This is a genomic window from Nesiotobacter zosterae, from assembly GCF_033843645.1.
GTDB lineage: Bacteria > Pseudomonadota > Alphaproteobacteria > Rhizobiales > Stappiaceae > Pseudovibrio > Pseudovibrio zosterae.
Genome location: NZ_JAWXVZ010000007.1, coordinates 118,975 through 136,093, shown reverse-complemented (window position 1 = coordinate 136,093; position 17,119 = coordinate 118,975). Strand labels below are relative to the sequence as shown.

The 17,119-nt window shown below is 51.9% G+C and carries 12 protein-coding genes; 7 read left to right on the top strand and 5 right to left on the bottom strand.

The features are described from left to right. Positions 1 to 139 precede the first annotated feature (139 nt). Positions 140 to 1,489: a methyltransferase gene (locus tag Q3Y58_RS12040; protein WP_319622411.1), complete on the bottom strand. Its 1,350-nt coding sequence runs from the start codon at positions 1,487 to 1,489 to the stop codon at positions 140 to 142. A gap of 335 nt (positions 1,490 to 1,824) precedes the next feature. Here Q3Y58_RS12040 and Q3Y58_RS12035 point away from each other — a divergent pair, with 335 nt between their 5' ends. The 7 genes from Q3Y58_RS12035 to Q3Y58_RS12005 are packed head-to-tail and all read left to right on the top strand — an operon-like array spanning position 1,825 to position 11,533. Beyond that, positions 1,825 to 3,030, top strand: coding sequence for an NAD-dependent epimerase/dehydratase family protein (locus Q3Y58_RS12035; RefSeq protein WP_319622410.1), 1,206 nt, complete (start codon positions 1,825 to 1,827; stop codon positions 3,028 to 3,030). Beyond that, positions 2,945 to 3,997 (top strand): NAD-dependent epimerase/dehydratase family protein, encoded by a 1,053-nt coding sequence (locus Q3Y58_RS12030; RefSeq protein ID WP_319622409.1) that lies wholly within the window; start codon positions 2,945 to 2,947, stop codon positions 3,995 to 3,997. The genes Q3Y58_RS12035 and Q3Y58_RS12030 overlap by 86 nt, the downstream gene beginning before the upstream one ends. Positions 3,998 to 4,000: 3 nt before the next feature. Next, positions 4,001 to 7,081, top strand: coding sequence for a glycosyltransferase family 4 protein (locus Q3Y58_RS12025; RefSeq protein ID WP_319622408.1), 3,081 nt, complete (start codon positions 4,001 to 4,003; stop codon positions 7,079 to 7,081). Then, positions 7,068 to 9,182, top strand: a complete 2,115-nt coding sequence (locus Q3Y58_RS12020; RefSeq protein ID WP_319622407.1) for a glycosyltransferase — start codon at positions 7,068 to 7,070, stop codon at positions 9,180 to 9,182. Before Q3Y58_RS12025 ends, Q3Y58_RS12020 begins: the two co-directional genes overlap by 14 nt. Then, positions 9,179 to 10,405, top strand: a complete 1,227-nt coding sequence (locus Q3Y58_RS12015) for a glycosyltransferase family 2 protein (protein ID WP_319622406.1) — start codon at positions 9,179 to 9,181, stop codon at positions 10,403 to 10,405. The genes Q3Y58_RS12020 and Q3Y58_RS12015 overlap by 4 nt, the downstream gene beginning before the upstream one ends. Further along, positions 10,405 to 10,569, top strand: a complete 165-nt coding sequence (locus Q3Y58_RS12010; protein WP_319622405.1) for a hypothetical protein — start codon at positions 10,405 to 10,407, stop codon at positions 10,567 to 10,569. The genes Q3Y58_RS12015 and Q3Y58_RS12010 overlap by 1 nt, the downstream gene beginning before the upstream one ends. After that, the gene (locus Q3Y58_RS12005; protein WP_319622404.1) at positions 10,553 to 11,533 is read left to right on the top strand and encodes a hypothetical protein; all 981 of its coding nucleotides are present in this window, start codon (positions 10,553 to 10,555) and stop codon (positions 11,531 to 11,533) included. The genes Q3Y58_RS12010 and Q3Y58_RS12005 overlap by 17 nt, the downstream gene beginning before the upstream one ends. A 381-nt stretch (positions 11,534 to 11,914) precedes the next feature. On the opposite strand, the gene hutU is transcribed toward Q3Y58_RS12005, so the two are convergent. The 4 genes from hutU to hutI are packed head-to-tail and all read right to left on the bottom strand — an operon-like array spanning position 11,915 to position 17,080. Continuing rightward, on the bottom strand, positions 11,915 to 13,588 hold the full coding sequence (gene hutU / locus Q3Y58_RS12000) for a urocanate hydratase (RefSeq protein ID WP_319622403.1): 1,674 nt from the start codon (positions 13,586 to 13,588) through the stop codon (positions 11,915 to 11,917). Continuing rightward, on the bottom strand, positions 13,585 to 14,373 hold the full coding sequence (hutG, locus tag Q3Y58_RS11995) for an N-formylglutamate deformylase (RefSeq protein WP_319622402.1): 789 nt from the start codon (positions 14,371 to 14,373) through the stop codon (positions 13,585 to 13,587). Before hutG ends, hutU begins: the two co-directional genes overlap by 4 nt. Beyond that, positions 14,370 to 15,887 carry a histidine ammonia-lyase gene (gene hutH / locus Q3Y58_RS11990; RefSeq protein WP_319622401.1) on the bottom strand — a complete coding sequence of 506 codons (1,518 nt, stop codon included), beginning with the start codon at positions 15,885 to 15,887 and terminating at the stop codon, positions 14,370 to 14,372. The genes hutG and hutH overlap by 4 nt, the downstream gene beginning before the upstream one ends. Next, on the bottom strand, positions 15,884 to 17,080 hold the full coding sequence (hutI, locus tag Q3Y58_RS11985) for an imidazolonepropionase (protein WP_319622400.1): 1,197 nt from the start codon (positions 17,078 to 17,080) through the stop codon (positions 15,884 to 15,886). The genes hutH and hutI overlap by 4 nt, the downstream gene beginning before the upstream one ends. Between the last annotated feature and the right edge of the window lie 39 nt (positions 17,081 to 17,119).

The window sequence follows — 17,119 nt, the reverse complement described above, 5'->3', positions numbered from 1 at the left end:
AGCTGCACTCAACACATATTCAACGCCCATCAGAAGCAATAAGTTCATTAGCATTTCCATTGAACAGTAACTTGCTCCATCGCAAAAAACACGTACTAAAGGCGAAATCAATAAATATTACAAATCAATTCTGCATCCCTTAACCTTCAGCAACGCAGTAAACTGCATTTGTTTTCAACTCCTCTGCAGTAAGATCACTCTTTACCCTAATAACACTTTCCAGAACCTCTGGAGTAAGACGCTCCAAAACAGCTTTAGAAGAATATTTATGCTCCCATGCCTCTATTTTGAAATGTTTGTTAACAATTCTTTTTAGATCATCAATACGAATACGATTCAAATTGGTATTTAGGTAATGATCATCCGGCAAATGATCCATAATCTTGATGTGATTCCAATCGCAATACTTTAAATGATCAGGATTTTGTTCATCCAGCAACCTGGGATGATGCGGCTGCATATGATGGCCGCTCCAACCAAAAAAGTTGTGATGCATAAACACAACTTTACCGCCCCTCACTAACAACTTAGAGATATCCTCAAATACACTCTCAATCTGCAGAAGATGCTCAGTGACGTTGTGAAGACAGATCACATCAAATTGCTTTTCTCCCAAAATGTCTCGCGTAGACACCTGACGCAACTCAATTGCAGGCACCAGTTCCATGATCTCACGCGCCGACATGTTAACAGGCACCCACTGCCTTAGGCGCTTGTTTCTCATGCGCTTTTCATCCAACTTCATAGCAGGATCTATGCCGGTGTAGCTCGTCGCCCCGGCACAGAGAAAACCTATCGCATACCCGCCAAACCCACAGCCCACGTCAAGCACACTACGGCCCTGTATCAGGCCCTGGATTTTTCGGGGCCAGGTGCAATAACCGAACTCAACTGCGTTGTCGATGAGCTCAGGCACGTAGCTATTCAATGCCACTTGAACATCGGCGCAATGATGGAAGTAGGCAACTTTGGCCTCAATCGGATCATCATCCCATTGCTGCAAAGGGCGAATTCTTTGAAGTCTTTCAGCGTTCTTAATCCGTCCAATTTTGCGTATGCCCCCAAAGCCTGAAGTCGCCAACCGGTCAACAATCTTTTTAGTTTGCTGTTGCCGCATCAAGGCCCTCAATCGATCAGAGGCACGAATTGCGGCTTGGTGGGTCGGATTTGCACGTAATGCAATATCAATCTCCGCCTTCGCAGCTGCATAATTTTGCTTTTTTATGTGCAGCTCGGCCGCAATAGCCCTCATTCCCGGATGCTTTGTATTTCGGCTCAAGAAAGTCTCGCAGAGTTTTTCGCAGTTTCTTAAGTTGCCAGACTTCATTTCTACAAGACACAGGAAATAGGCTGCGGGATGATAGGGATTGAACTCGACTATCGGACCTAGAACTTCTCGCGCTTTGACGACATCTCCTTTGAGCGCGAAACTCTTTCCGTCTTCATAGCTCATTAGTAAGTTGGTCGCACTCTCTGGAGAAGTATTCATGACAAAAATCCTTATTCTAAATCAAACAGCGAAATTCTCACTGAAGCCCCGAGAGGTTTTTGGCTTCCTACCTAGAAATATCTAACTCCAAAGTCAAACCACCGAATCTTACCTTAAATAGTTCGATTTTATGGTGCGCTCAACTACAGAAATTTCGAGCTGAGTCGCTTTATTACTCTAAACGCGAACCAGTTCATTTATCAGCTGCCCTGGAGTTGTGGAATGGCACTTCTTAGCAAAATCAAGGTATCGGTAAAATCCCGCAGAACTGCTATGTTTTTAGAGCAATTTTAGATTCGGCTGCTAATTCAGTGATAACTCGGGAGAGTTTTAGTATGAAAATTATTGTCTTGGGTGGCGACGGCTTCTGTGGTTGGCCGACTGCGCTACACATGTCTAATCTTGGGCACGACGTGATTATTCTGGACAACCTCTCTCGCAGACGCATTGATGAAGAAATGGGCACCAACTCCTTGACACCGATTTCTGGGGTGGGCGATCGGCTGGATGCATGGTTCGATCGTACCGGTCATGTAATACGGTTTATCGAGTTGGATATTGCCGCTGATTTCGAGGGACTGCTGTCCACGCTCAGGGAAGAACAGCCTGATGCTATTATTCACTTTGCAGAACAACGGGCCGCGCCATATTCGATGAAGTCCGGCCATACGAAGAATTATACCATCCAGAACAATATTTGCGGCACCCACAATGTACTTAACGCAATAGTGGAAACAGGGCTTGATGTGCATTTGGTGCACCTGGGCACGATGGGCGTCTATGGCTACGGCCATGAGGAACCAATTCCGATTCCTGAAGGCTACCTAGAGGTGAAAATTGACACACTCGACGGCAGGCAGGTCTCGGATACAATTATCTATCCTCCAAACCCAGGCTCCATCTATCATATGACTAAGACGATGGACGCTCAGATGTTTCAGTTCTACGCAAAGAATGACAAGCTCCGTATCACAGATTTGCATCAGGGCATCGTATGGGGAACTCAAACGGAACTGACCGAACTGGACGAACGGCTTATTAACCGCTTCGATTATGACGGCGACTACGGAACGGTTCTCAACCGCTTCTTGATGCAAGCAGCTGTCGGGTATCCACTGACGGTGCACGGAACTGGGGGGCAAACTCGAGCTTTCATTCACATCTCTGACACCTGTAAGTGCATTGAGCAGGCACTCTTGCATCCACCGACTGCCGGCGCACGACCTCTTGTGCTTAACCAGATGGCAGAGACCAAAACCCTTTGTGACTTGGCATTGCACATCCAAGAGATGACAGGCTGTAAGATCAGCTATCTAAAAAACCCTCGAAATGAAGCTGAGAAGAACGATCTGGTGGTCCGCAATGATCTGCTGAGGTCCTTCGGTTGGACACCAACGCTCATTGAAGATGGGCTGCTTAATGAAATTAAAGAGATAACAGAACGCTACAGGTCGCGTGCAGATCATTCGAAAATACCCTGCGTTTCCTACTGGAGCAAAAATAAAGCGGCCCCCAATCTCGAAACAACCATTAGCGGATAGTATCAAAGTGTTTAACAGAGTTCTTGTGACAGGCGGCTGCGGTTTTATTGGCTCAAATCTCATTCGAGAACTATGCTCCAGGAAGCTTTGCGAGGACATCATTGTCCTTGACAATGAAGCAACCTCCGACCGTTCGTCGATCTCAGGTCACCCTCACACCTTTATTAAAGGGGATGTGAGAAATCCTGCTGACATTGACAAAGCAATGGACGGTGTGGATGCCGTGGTTCATCTAGCTGCAGACACGAGGGTCATTGATTCAATTGCAGCGCCTCTTTACAACTTTGAGGTCAACGTCCGCGGCACGGTGAATCTTCTTGAGGCAATGCGCGCCCATGGCGTTTCTCGGCTTGTAAACGCTTCAACTGGCGGCGCAATTCTTGGTGAAGCAGTACCGCCCGTACACGAGGAAATGGTTCCAAGACCGGCCTCTGCCTACGGTGCCTCCAAAGCCGCAGCTGAAGCCTACTGCTCAGCTTATTCGGAAAGCTATGGCCTCGCTGCAGCCTCGCTGCGCTTTTCCAACGTTTACGGCCCACTTTCCCTACGTAAAGGCAGCGTTATCGCGGCATTCATCAAAAATGCTCTCAAGGGTGAAACCTGTGTTGTTTACGGGGATGGCACACAGACGCGAGATTTTATTTTCGTTGAAGACCTTTGCCAAGGCATCATAAATGCGCTCAAACTCACGAGTAAAGGCGTCTTTCAGCTTGGCAGCGGCAAACCAACTGCAGTCAATGAAGTCATTGACCTGCTTAGAAACGTTACAGGGTTTGGACAGAGGCTTCGAGTAGAGTACCGCGACTTTAGAAGAGGTGAGATCAAACACAATCACACCGATATTTCCAAAGCATCAAGGATGCTTGATTTCGAGCCACAGACTGAATTGATCGACGGCATCAGAGCGACTTGGAGTTACTTCCAAGGCATCGACGGTTCCACCCAGCGTATCGGAGTTGGGGTCTAGCAAATGCAACACGATACGTTTGAAGTAGCATCCTTTCCTGACCTGGAAAAGTATGCGGCCTACACCTCGAGCCGCAAGCTGCGGCTATGTATCGCCACCGAAGAAATACTCGGTCCTGTCCGAAACGGCGGCATTGCCTCGACCTATTACCACTTGGCCAAGGGGCTTGCTGCCCACGGGCATGAGGTACATGTGCTGTACCTCAAGGGACCAACTGTTGAAAACAAGACAGCCGACCACTGGGTTAAACACTTTGCCGAGTTCGGAGTTGCCTTACATTATCTGGAGCACATGCCTGAGGCCATTGTCGGCCCTTCCCAATTCTGGCAGCAGCGTTATGCAGCCGCATACAAGTGGCTAAAAAACCAGAATAATTTCGATGTGATCCATACATCTGAATGGCGTGGCGGTCTGGTCTATGCGCTGATGGCCAAAAAGCTTGGTCTGGCCTTTAAAAACACCCTCTTCATCGTGAAGACGTCGTCGCCGCATCTATGGAACCGTCACTATCAAATGCAGCCAATCGAGAAATTGGATCTCGTCGCCGCAAGCTTTGCAGAGCAAAAATGCGTCGAGCTGGCAGACATGGTGATTGGCGGCAGCGCTCATTTGCTCAGCTTCATGCGCCATGTGGGCTATCAGTTGCCTACGTTTAGCTTTGTCCAGCCGAATATTCTCGACTTCTCTGAGGTCAAGGTCGTCGACAAACGTCCCTCCCGAAAGCCGGGTGATCTGGTTCAGTCAACTGAAGTCACGTTCTTCGGGCGGCTTGAAGCTCGCAAAGGGATTGAGCTTTTTTGCAGCGCGCTCGACATTTTGGAGCGAGATGGCATTCGTCCGAAACGCGTCAACTTTCTCGGCAAGTACGGCGCTCCTCTGACAAATCACGCCAATGAAAAAGTCGAGGATTTCATTACCCGCAAATCCGCCGGCTGGAAGTTCGAAGTCAACCGAATTACGGACCTTAATCAGCCTGAAGCGCTCTCATTCTTGTGCTCCCGGGACATGCTGGCCGTCATGCCTTCTCTCATTGAAAACTCCACAATGGCGGTCTACGAAACTCTTGAGAACAGGATCCCGTTTATAGCTACAGATGTGGGAGGCACAGCGGAGCTGATAGCAACAGCCGATCACGAGGAAACGCTCATTGCCCCGAATGCATACGAGTTAGCGCAAAAACTAAAGCATGCCCTCACAATGGGCCACCGGATTGCAGAACCAAGCTTCAACAACCACAAGAACTTGGAAACATGGTATGGTTTTCATGCCTACCTAGCGGATCTTTTCAGCAAACACCCTGGCGAGGAAGCCATATCGCGTTTGATGGGCGAGCCTAAGATTGATGCAAAGCCGGAGGCGGAAACTGATAGCATCTCGCTGGAGGCGATTGTTCTCCTTCGCGAGGAAACGGAGGCAATGCTTTTTGCCAAATCGCTCCTTCAGGATCCTCCCGACCATACAACACTGCTGTTTACCGATCCGGCGCTGGAAGAAACAGCACACAAAATGGCAAATCTCATCAAGGCAGCCGGGCAGAGTGTGAAAGCCCTAGATTGTCTCGGGCATGCTGCTGGTGCCGCGCTAAGTGAGGCTTTGAGAAACAGCAAGTACGATGCTTGCATACTGTGTGATGGGACCGCTACTCGGTTTCAAGAGTTTTTTGCAGAATTGCGGGTGGCACTGCAACACAAACGCGACGCACTCATCACCAGCTTTGTTCAGATCGATGACACGACAATCGGGATGCCGATTGGCAATGACGTAGCATGCGAGAATGCAAATGGCGGAGCAGTGGGCGCAAACATCTTGTGCGTATCCAAAGACGTCCAACAGCGCGTTGGCGAGCTACAACCCTACGATATCCGCTTTGGGCTTTTGCAAGAATACGCTCTCAGAGCCGCCCACAACCACAAAATCGACCTGCTCGTCATTCCCGAATGCCGATTGCAGAGCAGTTCATATTCCAACGAGTTAGAAAAGACAAAAGCGAATCCCAATTCCCGCTATTTGCGCGCAATGCCGCTTATCGAAGCAGGTGACATCTCCAGCCGCAAAATGGGGCTTTTGCCGATCTCAAGTCCAGCTGGCCAAAATATCAAACCCAACCTGTTTCGCGACAAAAAACGCAGGAACCACGAAGCCGTTTGGTACATCCCAAGTGATCGCAGAGCACAACCAATGCGACGTCCACCGAAAGTCTTCATCGGGGTCGACGAACGCAAATCCAGACTTCTTCTTGTGGCTGTCGGCGAGGGGGAAAGATCTCTGTTCATAAACGGCGTAAGGCAGGAGATTGTCCTAAAGAAAGTCAGTGGTGACTTGACCCTTCACCAGTTTGACGTGCCGCATAGGTGGGAAGCGGGGCGCGTGTTCCACATCAAGTTTGTACTAGATTACCACGGCTCTCAGAACTCACGATATCTTCGAGTAATCAAAATGGCCGATCGCGTGTTTGCAGCAGTTTCGGGGGCTCAAATCGCTGACGCACAAACAATCGCGGCATTGTTCAAAAAACCGATACGAACCAATACGCCTGCTTCAAGACTGACTAAGAGACTACGGTCGCTAGTGTCTTCTGCACTGCGCCGCTCTGAGCTCAAAAGCATCCCCAAGATAGGCACCTGGTTGAAGAGCGGCATCCAAAGCGTCATGCGTTTAAGACCTCACAAGGTTGGCAGAACGATCGAGCGGAAGGTCAGCCGTACTATTCGCGGTTATGAAGGCTCGCCAATCCGTGGGTCTGTACCGCCCAAGGAACTGTTCGCGATCAATCCAGAAACACTATCTGGGTGGGCTTGGGATCGCAGTGACACAAGCCGCACTCTGACTGTCGTGCTGGAACTCAATGAGCGACCTGTTGCGGAAACAACGGCAGACGTCGTGATTGAACGTTTTGGCACACGCAATAGAAAGCTTGCCAACCATGGCTTTTGCTTTGATCTGTCCCCGGAGATGAAAGTTGATGGCGCAAATATCGCATTGAAAATTAAGGAGACAGGCGAAGTTGTTCGCAACGGTCATCTGGTTTATAGCGCGCAGATGCTAGTACCAAGCCAGCTGGGCATTTCCCATGAGAATGCTTGAAGCAGCCCTTACCCAACACCAGCCGGTGTCCACAAAGCGCATCTGTATTGTCACACCGGACATTTTAGGCGCGGTGAAAAACGGCGGCATAGGGACCGCTTTTTTTCATCTCGCAGTGTTTTTAAAACGCATTGGTCACAGCGTAGCTATATGCCTTGTTGATCGCATGGCGCACAACCCAATAAAGGTGCGCAAAATTAAGCAGTTCTACGAAAAATATGGGGTTGAGTTCCACTGCGTCGCACCTAGACCGCTGGCCAAAACAGAGTTGGCGCGCATGACGGCACCACCATACGCTGCTTATGAGTGGCTGCGGCTGCACGAAGGTGCATTTGACCTCGTTCATGTCTCTGAATGGCATGGCCTCGGATATTTTGTACTTCTGGCAAAAAAACTGGGCATCGCGTTCCAAAACATTCATTTCGTTGTGAAGGGATCTTCGCCAACACTTTGGTCAGCTGAAGGCAACAGTCAGTTTCTCAAAAGCAACCAACAACTGGCCTGGGTTTTTATGGAGCGCAAAAGCGTTGAGCTCGCGGATACATTGATTTGCGGCAGCGCTCACCTTCTCGAATGGATGCAGAATGCCGGTTACCAGTTGCCCGCTCACAGTTACTTCTGGCCCAATGTTTTTCTAGATGATTTGCTAGACCTTCAGAATGAGAAGAACGGCAATGAAAGGCCAACAAAGACAACTGAATGGGTTTTCTTTGGAAGACTAGAGCCACGAAAAGGCATTTTGTTGTTTGTGAACGCACTCAATGAACTTGCTAAAAATGGGGTAACTCTTCCCTCCATCACTTTTCTAGGGGGCCATTCCCATCGCTTTGACGCAAAGAAACTGATCTCTGAGAACCAGGAAAAGTGGCATACGAAAGTTACTTTCCACAATGACTTCAATGCTCTGCAGGCGCTCGACTATCTAAGTGGGGACGGCCGGCTTGCGGTTATTCCAGCGCTTTTGGAGAACTCACCAATCGCGGTGTATGAGTGCATCGCAGCGCGGGTGCCATTCATTGCAGCAGCTACAGGCGGGACACCAGAACTCATTTGCCCAACTGACGCTTCACGGGTTCTTTTCAATCCAGACCACCATGCGTTGGCGGAGAGGCTTGAAAGACATGTAGATACACTACCGGCCCCGGCCAAAAAACACGAACGGGTGGCACAGTCACTGGAGGCCTGGGAGCGCTGGCATGGTCAGCTTTCGCTTTCTTGCGACCGAACACCGGCTCAACCCCAGCAACAACCGCTCGTTTCCATCTGCGTTCCACATTACGAACGTCCAGACCTTCTTCAACAGGCGCTGGAAAGCATTGCTAGCCAAACCTACGCAAAAATCGAAGTCATCGTGGTGGATGACGGCAGCTCAACCCCCGAGAACCTTGATAAGCTCAGAGCTATTGAAGACCAATATCCGCACTGGAAGTTCCTCTATCAGAAAAACAAGTATGTAGGTGCCGCCAGAAACGCGGCGGCCGACGCGGCATCAGGAGAGTTTCTGCTGTTCTTTGATGACGACAACGTCATGTTTCCGAGCATGGTTGAAAGCTTGGTCAAGGCAGCGCTGTTTTCTGGCCTACAGTGTCTGACTTGCAGTGCAACGCGCTTTCACGGCAACGGTAGACCAATGACCCCAGAAAGCACCATGGGAACGCAAATTCGTTTTCTTGGGCCAGCAAAAGCTCTTTCCAGAAAATTGAACGTAGTTGGCGATGCAACCTGTCTCATTGATGCCGAAGTCTTCAAGCAGGTGGGTGGTTACAGCGAGCGTTTCAGAACAGGTAAAGACGATATTGAATTTTTCAATCGGTTGATACAAGGCGGGTACAAGGTTTCCTACTACCCGGATCCACTCTACTACTATCGCGTCAACAGCGTCTCAATGAAAGCAAGAAATCAGGTTAAGGAGGAGGCGGACTTTCGTCAGATCTCACCGTTTCTTGAAGGCCTTGACGCAGAAGAAAAGAGCGCGCTTCTTCTCCGCGAAAAACCTGATAGGAGGCGCAGTGGACAGCAAGTCGCCCGAGAGGACTACAGACCAGGAGCGCTCACAACATCTTGGCGAAAATTGCGGCGCTTTGTAAGGATTAGTACTTGAACTTGAAAGAGAAATTGCATCCGATAGCGGAAAAGCTTTTTCCGCTGATCTGCGTGCTTCGTAATGAAAGAGATATTCTCCCTGCCTTTTTGTCCCACTATCGTGGTCTTGGGGTCAATCTGTTTCATTTCGTCGACACGGGGAGTACTGATGGCTCAATTCAGTACCTTAAAGACCAAAAGGACACGCAAGTTTACCTGAAAAAAGGAGGCTACGCGCAAGCAAACGCGGGCATCGACTGGGTCAATGAGATCGGCTGCACGTCTTGTACTGGCACCTGGACGCTGGTCGTTGATGCGGATGAGTTTCTGCAGCTACCACAAAGCGAAGAAAAAAGTCCATTGGCACAGGTCAGCGCTGTCATGCGCCGAGAATTGGCTTTCGGCCTTTACGCTCCCCTGATCGATTTTTTCGCTGACGATTTGACGGGGCACTTGAATACTCAAAAGAACCTTCAAGGCTTGCTTCAAGGCTCGCCCAACTACGTCCCTTTCGCCAATTGCAATTTCTCTTCGATGGAAAGGTTTCCCTTTGGGGACTTGCGTTCGAACGCCAGAGCGCGCATCTCAGGAACCACAAACTACAGAGTGAGGTCCTACAAGATACCGCTGGTGTTTTGGCGCCCTGGTTTTCAGTATGTTCACTCAACTCATGTTTGCACACCAATCCCGTTGAGCGATGTTTCTTACCCAATCTACCACTTCAAATACCGCCCCGGGTTCGAGCAGAGGCTTTCCAAGGACATGCAAAGCCCAGACCGACTGAATGCAGACGTCTATCGCATTTCGCGGAGTATCATTCGGCATCAAGATCGAATTGCCAGCAACACGGTAATGATCAAAGATGGCCACGAACTTGAAGGCAGCGACTGGGTAACCAAAGACGGCTTCAGTAAAAAATGGCTGGAGTTGAATAAAAGCAAATCCAACTATTTTGACGTACTCTCGGAACAAAAGTCGATATCGGAAAGCGAACTCACCGCCAAGCTTCAGGATCTTACAGAAACGTCCAGTTGGCGTTGTACCCGGCCAATAAGGTCTTTTCTTTATCGCAAGGGAGTGCTCCGACATGACCATTTCCCAGAAAGGTTTAAGCAGACCAATGTTCACTTGGACCAAGTTGTAGCTGTCTACGAATCCTTCTGGTGGCTTTTAACAGGGGTTCTAAGGATCCCGAAAGCGCTGCGAAAGTCTCTCCTTTGGCACAAACTGAGGAGGCGGTAATGAACACAGTTGATCTGGACAAAGCCAGCAGTTCCTCACAAGCCCACGCCGCAACCACTGAGTTCTGCTGGTACAGAGTTCTGGGAATTTCTGTTGTTGCGCTTCAAACATTATCTTTGAACTTGCTCTATACTCAGCGAGGCTTCCATGACGACAGCGAGTGAAATACAGACCGCATCAAATGTATCAGTTCGGCCTGAAATTGACTTTTTGGAGACGCCTTTCAATCAGGCGATCAAAGAGACGCCGGGTATGATCTCTGTAGATGAGAGGCGACTTCTCTATTTCCTGTCGAAAGACAAGTTTCGCGGATCTGGAGCCATAATTGACGGCGGCAGTTTTCTTGGCGCTTCCGCTGTTTCAATCGCGCAGGGGCTGCTGGATAAAGACAATGCTCAGGAAATTAGCCTGAACAAAATCATTAAGGCCTACGAGCTTGGCGTGTTTCCTGCCCCAGCTAACGGGCGGGAGATTTGGCACGAGTACGGAGATGTACGTTTCAAGCGCGGGGATTCCTTCCTACCCGCACTCAGAAAAAACATCTCTCCCTATGAGAAACTTATAAGCCTTCGCGAAGGCGATCTGGGATCGTATTCATGGGATGGGGGGGAAATTGAACTTTGCTTTATTGATGTATGCAAGACAGCGGAACTGAACAGGCATGTAACCAGCCAGTTTTTTCCATGCCTTATGCCCGCCAATTCATACATGATCAATCAAGATTATTTCTTTGATCGCCTTCCTTGGATCAAAGTGACCATGGGCTATCTCGCGGAATACTTCGAATGGTTGGGACAGGTCCACTGCAGCTCGGTTTATAAGTGCGTAAAAGAGATCCCACAAGCAGTCGCGGACTATGACCCTTATACCGAAGCTTCACTGGAGGAATGCCTAAAGCTTCATGATATGGGCGCTAATCATGAGATGTCGGAGATGTACAAGCTCCGGATGGAAATCTCCAAGGCCTATCTGATGGCGTACAAGGGCGAAAAAGAGCGCGCGCTGAAGCAGCTTGAACATACCAGTACACTCTTCGGACATACGATGAGCGACGACGCCGACAGAGGAGAGATGAACAGATTTCGCTTCGAACGCGCCCTCAGACAAATCACTATTGGAAGGATGTAGCCCCGAGTTCAAGAACAGCAATCCCAAGCTCTTCTCATCGGGGATTGGCGTCTTCAAGGAGCCAGCGACTATGGTGATCTTGAAGACAAGGCCCATGGCGGACCTTAGAACTTAAGAGCTGAAGATCTAGAGGAGGGCCTCCCAAACAGGCTCTCCTTGATCAACCTCTACTTTCCTGAGCTAGGATTTAGCCCTCACAGAGCTGCAATAGATAGACGGTCATGGCCAAATGAAACGCCGATATCAGGCGTCCCGCTCAATCGTGATCAGCTCAGTTTCCGAACGCTGATGAAACAACCTGAGCAGAATGAGCGCACTGGCACCACAAGTGCATCGCTATGAATGCACTTGTGGTTCTCCTGCTTGGAGTTGAGGTAAGAGCTAGTTGCCCAAGATCGCCGGCAGCCGCAGACCATGCTCTTTTGCGCATTCAATCGCAATATCATAGCCAGCATCTGCATGGCGCCAGACACCTGAAGCCGGATCGTTCCACAACACGCGCTCCAACCGTTTTGCGGCCTCCGGAGTTCCATCCGCCACGATCACCACCCCAGCATGTTGTGAAAAGCCCATTCCAACCCCACCACCATGATGCAGCGAGACCCAAGTTGCTCCACTCGCCGTGTTCACAAGGGCATTGAGCAAAGGCCAATCACTGACAGCATCAGAGCCGTCTTTCATCGCTTCGGTCTCGCGGTTGGGGCTGGCAACAGATCCGCTGTCGAGGTGATCGCGGCCGATAACAACGGGTGCTTTCAGTTCTCCATTCGCCACCATCTCGTTGAACTTCAAGCCAGCGCGGTGGCGATCTCCCAGGCCGATCCAACAGATCCGCGCAGGCAACCCTTGGAAAGAAATGCGCTCGCGCGCCATATCCAGCCAATTATGCAGATGCGCGTTCTCTGGAAAGAGGTCCTTCATGGCCTGATCGGTCTTATAAATGTCTTCCGGGTCACCCGAGAGTGCGCACCACCGGAACGGACCAACTCCTTTGCAAAAGAGTGGACGGATGTAAGCGGGAACAAACCCCGGAAATGCAAAGGCATTTTCCAAGCCCTCTTCCAGAGCCACCTGCCGGATGTTGTTGCCATAGTCCAGTGTCGGAACGCCGTCATTCCAGAAATCGACCATGGCCTTTACATGAACCTTCATCGACGCTCTGGCTGCCGCTTCGACCGCCTTTGGCTCGGTCTCTCGCTTTGCCCGCCAGTCCGCCAGCGACCAACCTTGCGGCAGATATCCGTTAATTGGATCATGAGCGGAAGTCTGGTCGGTCACGATGCTGGGCCGAACACCTCGGCGATAAATCTCCGGGAAAATGTCGGCTGCATTGCCGAGCAACCCAACGGACTTTGCTTCGCCTGCTTTCGTCCAGCGCTCGATCATTTCCAGCGCCTCATCCAGACTCTCTGTCTTCTCATCCAGATAGCGCGTCCGAAGTCGCGCATCGATGCTGTCGGGATTGCATTCTACAGCAAGACAGCAGGCACCTGCCATCACCGCCGCCAAAGGCTGAGCCCCACCCATGCCGCCAAGACCGCCGGTGAGGATCCACTTGCCTTTCAGATTGCCTCCGAAATGCTGGCGGCCCGCTTCAGCAAATGTCTCATAGGTGCCCTGCACAATGCCCTGTGAGCCAATGTAAATCCACGATCCGGCTGTCATCTGACCGTACATCATCAACCCCTTGCGATCGAGGTCATTGAAGTGATCCCAATTGGCCCAATGCGGAACGATGTTGGAGTTTGCAATCAGGACACGGGGGGCGTCTGGGTGTGTCTTGATGATTGCGATGGGTTTGCCTGACTGAACAATGAGTGTCTCGTCCGCCTCAAGGTCCTTGAGACCAGCCACGATCCTGTCAAAGTCCTCCCAGGTCCGCGCGGCGCGTCCGATCCCGCCATAGACAACCAACTCATGGGGGTTTTCCGCCACGTCTGGGTGCAGGTTGTTCATCAGCATACGCATGGCAGCCTCGGACTGCCAGTTCTTAGCCGAAAGCTCACTACCGGTGGGTGGGTATACATCGCGTTGATTGTGCCGTGGGTTGGTCATGAGGGCCTCCACTCTATCAGGGCTTCAAGTATGGTTTTCAGATGGGCACGGAGTCTGTTGGCCTTCTCCGGATCATAGGTCCAAGGCGCGCGCTCCTGCATGTAGGAGCATTGCGCGAGCTCCATTTGAATGGCATGGAGGCCGTCTGCTGGACGCCCATAGTGGCGTGTCGTCCAGCCGCCTTTAAAGCGCCCATCAACAACGCTGCTGTAGTCGGCAGCCTGAGTGCAGCAATCGATTACGCGGCCTGCGATTTGGTTGTGGCATGTTGTACCGCCATTCGTTCCGATATTGAAAACCGGGAGGGTGCCGTCAAACAGGAACGGAACTTTGGACCGAATGGAGTGACAATCATAAAGAATGACAAACCCATGCATAGCCTTGACGCGGTCAAGCTCTGCCGACAGAGCGGCGTGGTACGGCGCATGGTAGGTCTGCCTGCGGATTTCAACATCGACCTCATCGGGTGCACTGTCGCTCCGATAGATCTCGATGCCGTTGAAGTCAGTCAGCGGGCACAAACCAGTGGTGTTTTGGCCGGGGTAGAGACTGACACCCTTCGGGTCGCGGTTCACATCAACAGCGTAGCGATGTATCCGCGTTCGAACTCTCGTCACACCCGGCACCAGCCCCTCATACAGCTTGTGTACGTGCCAGTCTGTATCAGCCAATGCCCGTCCGGTCTCGTTCAGGCGGCTGGCAATGTCGTCGGGAAGCTCTGTGCCAGTGTGCGGCAGCCCCAACACAAGCGGACTGTCGCCCTGAGAGATTTCAAGAAAACTCATATCTGCAACTCCAACCCAGCTGCTTGCGCGAGTTCATCATTGCGCACCAGCGACGCGGCCAATTCGATGTCCGGAGCGAGGTAACGGTCACCGACAAGGCTAGGAACTTGGCTGCGGAGCTTTGCCACGACAGCTTGAAGCGCAGTGGATGTGACGAGGGGGGCGCGGGCTTCAATGCCTTGAGCCCCACACAGAGCCTCAATACCCAAGATCACGGAGAGATTGGCAGTCATCCGCTTCAGCCGAACCGCACCATGGGCTGCCATGCTCACATGGTCTTCCTGATTGGCCGAGGTAGGTGTCGAGTCCGTCGAGCACGGATTGGCGAGATGTTTGTTCTCGCTCATCAAAGCCGCAGTGGTAACCTCAGCGATCATGAAGCCGGAGTTCAAGCCGGGTTCTGGCGTCAGGAAAGGTGGCAAATCATGACTGAGGGCAGGGTCCACCATTAGCGCGACACGTCGCTGTGCAATCGCCCCAACCTCTGACAGGGCCAGCGCAATTTGATCGGCAGCAAACGCCACAGGCTCAGCATGGAAGTTCCCACCAGAGAAAATGCCATCGGCGGTCACCAGCGGATTGTCTGTTACCGCATTCGCCTCAATCTCCAACGTTTTTCCGGCAAAACGCACAAGGTCCAGAGCCGCTCCAACCACCTGTGGCTGGCAGCGGATGCAATAGGGGTCTTGGACACGACTGTCATCATCAAGATGGCTCTCGCGGATCACGCTGCCCTCCATCAGCCTCGACATCGCTGAGGCCACGTCGATCTGGCCAGCATGGCCGCGCAGACGATGAATTTCCGGGTGCAAGGGCTGGGTTGAGCCCATTATAGCATCAGCCGAAAGGCAGGATGTCACAACCGATGTTCGAAGCATCCGCCATGTTTCAAACAGAGCTACCAGCGCGCAAGCCGTTGAGAACTGTGTCCCGTTGATAAGGGCAAGACCCTCTTTGGGACCAAGCACAACTGGCGACAATCCGGCTTTTTCAAGTGCCGCTCCGCCCGGCATACGCTCTCCGGCGTACATTGCTTCGCCTTCACCGATCATTACTGCAGCCAGATGGGCAAGGGGAGCCAGATCGCCGGAGGCTCCGACAGAACCTTGCGAGGGAATAACAGGCAGAACACCCGCGTCCAACATCCCTTCGATCAAGGCGCATATATCCCAGCGTACACCGGATGCGCCGCGCCCCAGCGACAACAGCTTGAGTGCCATCATCAAACGCGTGGTCTCCGCCTCAAGCGGCGATCCAACACCGCAGCAATGGCTTAGGATCAGATTGCGCTGCAAGGTTTCGGTGTCTCCCGGCGCGATGCGAACGGATGCAAGCTTGCCAAACCCGGTATTCACGCCATAGACGGGTAAATCTCCTTGCGCGGCTTTGCGCACGCGTTCTGCGGCCACCTCCACATCTGCCCGAGCTGAAGGTGTAAGCCGAGCACCTTTTCCTTGGCAAATCTGTTCCAGCTCAAGAAGTGAGCATGCGCCGGGTTTCAGCACAAGGGTCATAGGCGTCCTCCAAAGATGCGTTTGTGAAGTGGATTGATGCCAATGCCATAGGAAAGCTCGGCAGGATGAGCGACATTCCAAACCGCCAGATCGGCACGTTTTCCGGGAGTAATGGTACCGCAGTCGGAAAGGCCAAGTGCCCTAGCGGCATTGCAGGTGGTCCCTCTCAGGGCTTCGACGGGCGTGAGACCAAACAACGTGCAGGCCATATTCATCGCCAGCAGGAGTGAACCGAGAGGAGACGTACCCGGGTTCCAGTCAGTCGCAACAGCCATCGGCACACCGTGGTCTCGCAGCGCACCAACGGGAGGCTTTTGTTTTTCGTTCAGCGTGTAAAACGCGCCCGGCAGAAGCACCGCAACACTGCCAGCTGTCGCCATGGCGCGTACATCGGCGTCAGTTATGTATTCCAGATGATCTGTCGAAAGAGCGCCGTATTGAGCGGCGAGTTCAGTTCCACCCTGATGGGAAAGCTGCTCTGCATGAAGCTTGACCGGCAAACCCAATGCCTTTGCACGATCGAAAACGCGGGCGATTTGCGCAGGACTGAAAGCGATCCCTTCACAAAACCCATCAACGGCATCAACCAGCCCCTCGGCATGAGCGGCCTCAAGCGCAGGCAGGCAAACCTCATCAATGTAGGCGTCCGCGTCCACACCTTTGGGAACGGCATGAGCGCCTAAGAACGTGGTGACAACGCGCAAGGGCCGATGGTCAGCCACACGGCGCGCCACCCGAAGCATCTTGAGTTCCGTTTCCATATCAAGCCCATATCCAGACTTGATCTCAACCACCCCGACGCCCTCGCCAATCAAGGCATCGGCGCGCACCAATGCACTGGCAAGCAAAGCCTCCTCCGAAGCATCGCGTGTCGCCGTAACCGTGGAGACAATGCCACCGCCAGCGCGGGCAATCTCCTCATAGGTTGCCCCCTCAAGGCGCATCTCAAACTCACCAGCACGATTGCCGCCATGAACAAGATGCGTATGACAATCAATCAGCGCCGGGGTAACCAATCGGCCGTCCAGATCGACAGGCTCAGCATTGGCATATGCAGCTGGCACCTCCGCACGAGAGCCAGCCCACGCAATCCGGCCACCCTCTATCGCAATGGCAGCGTCCTCTATCAGCCCATAGCCCCCTCCCGTGATCGTCGCGGCCCTGACATTGGTGATCAGCTTGGCGCTCGTCATGCTCTATCCTTCTTGCAAATGAGCCTGCATATTCGTAAT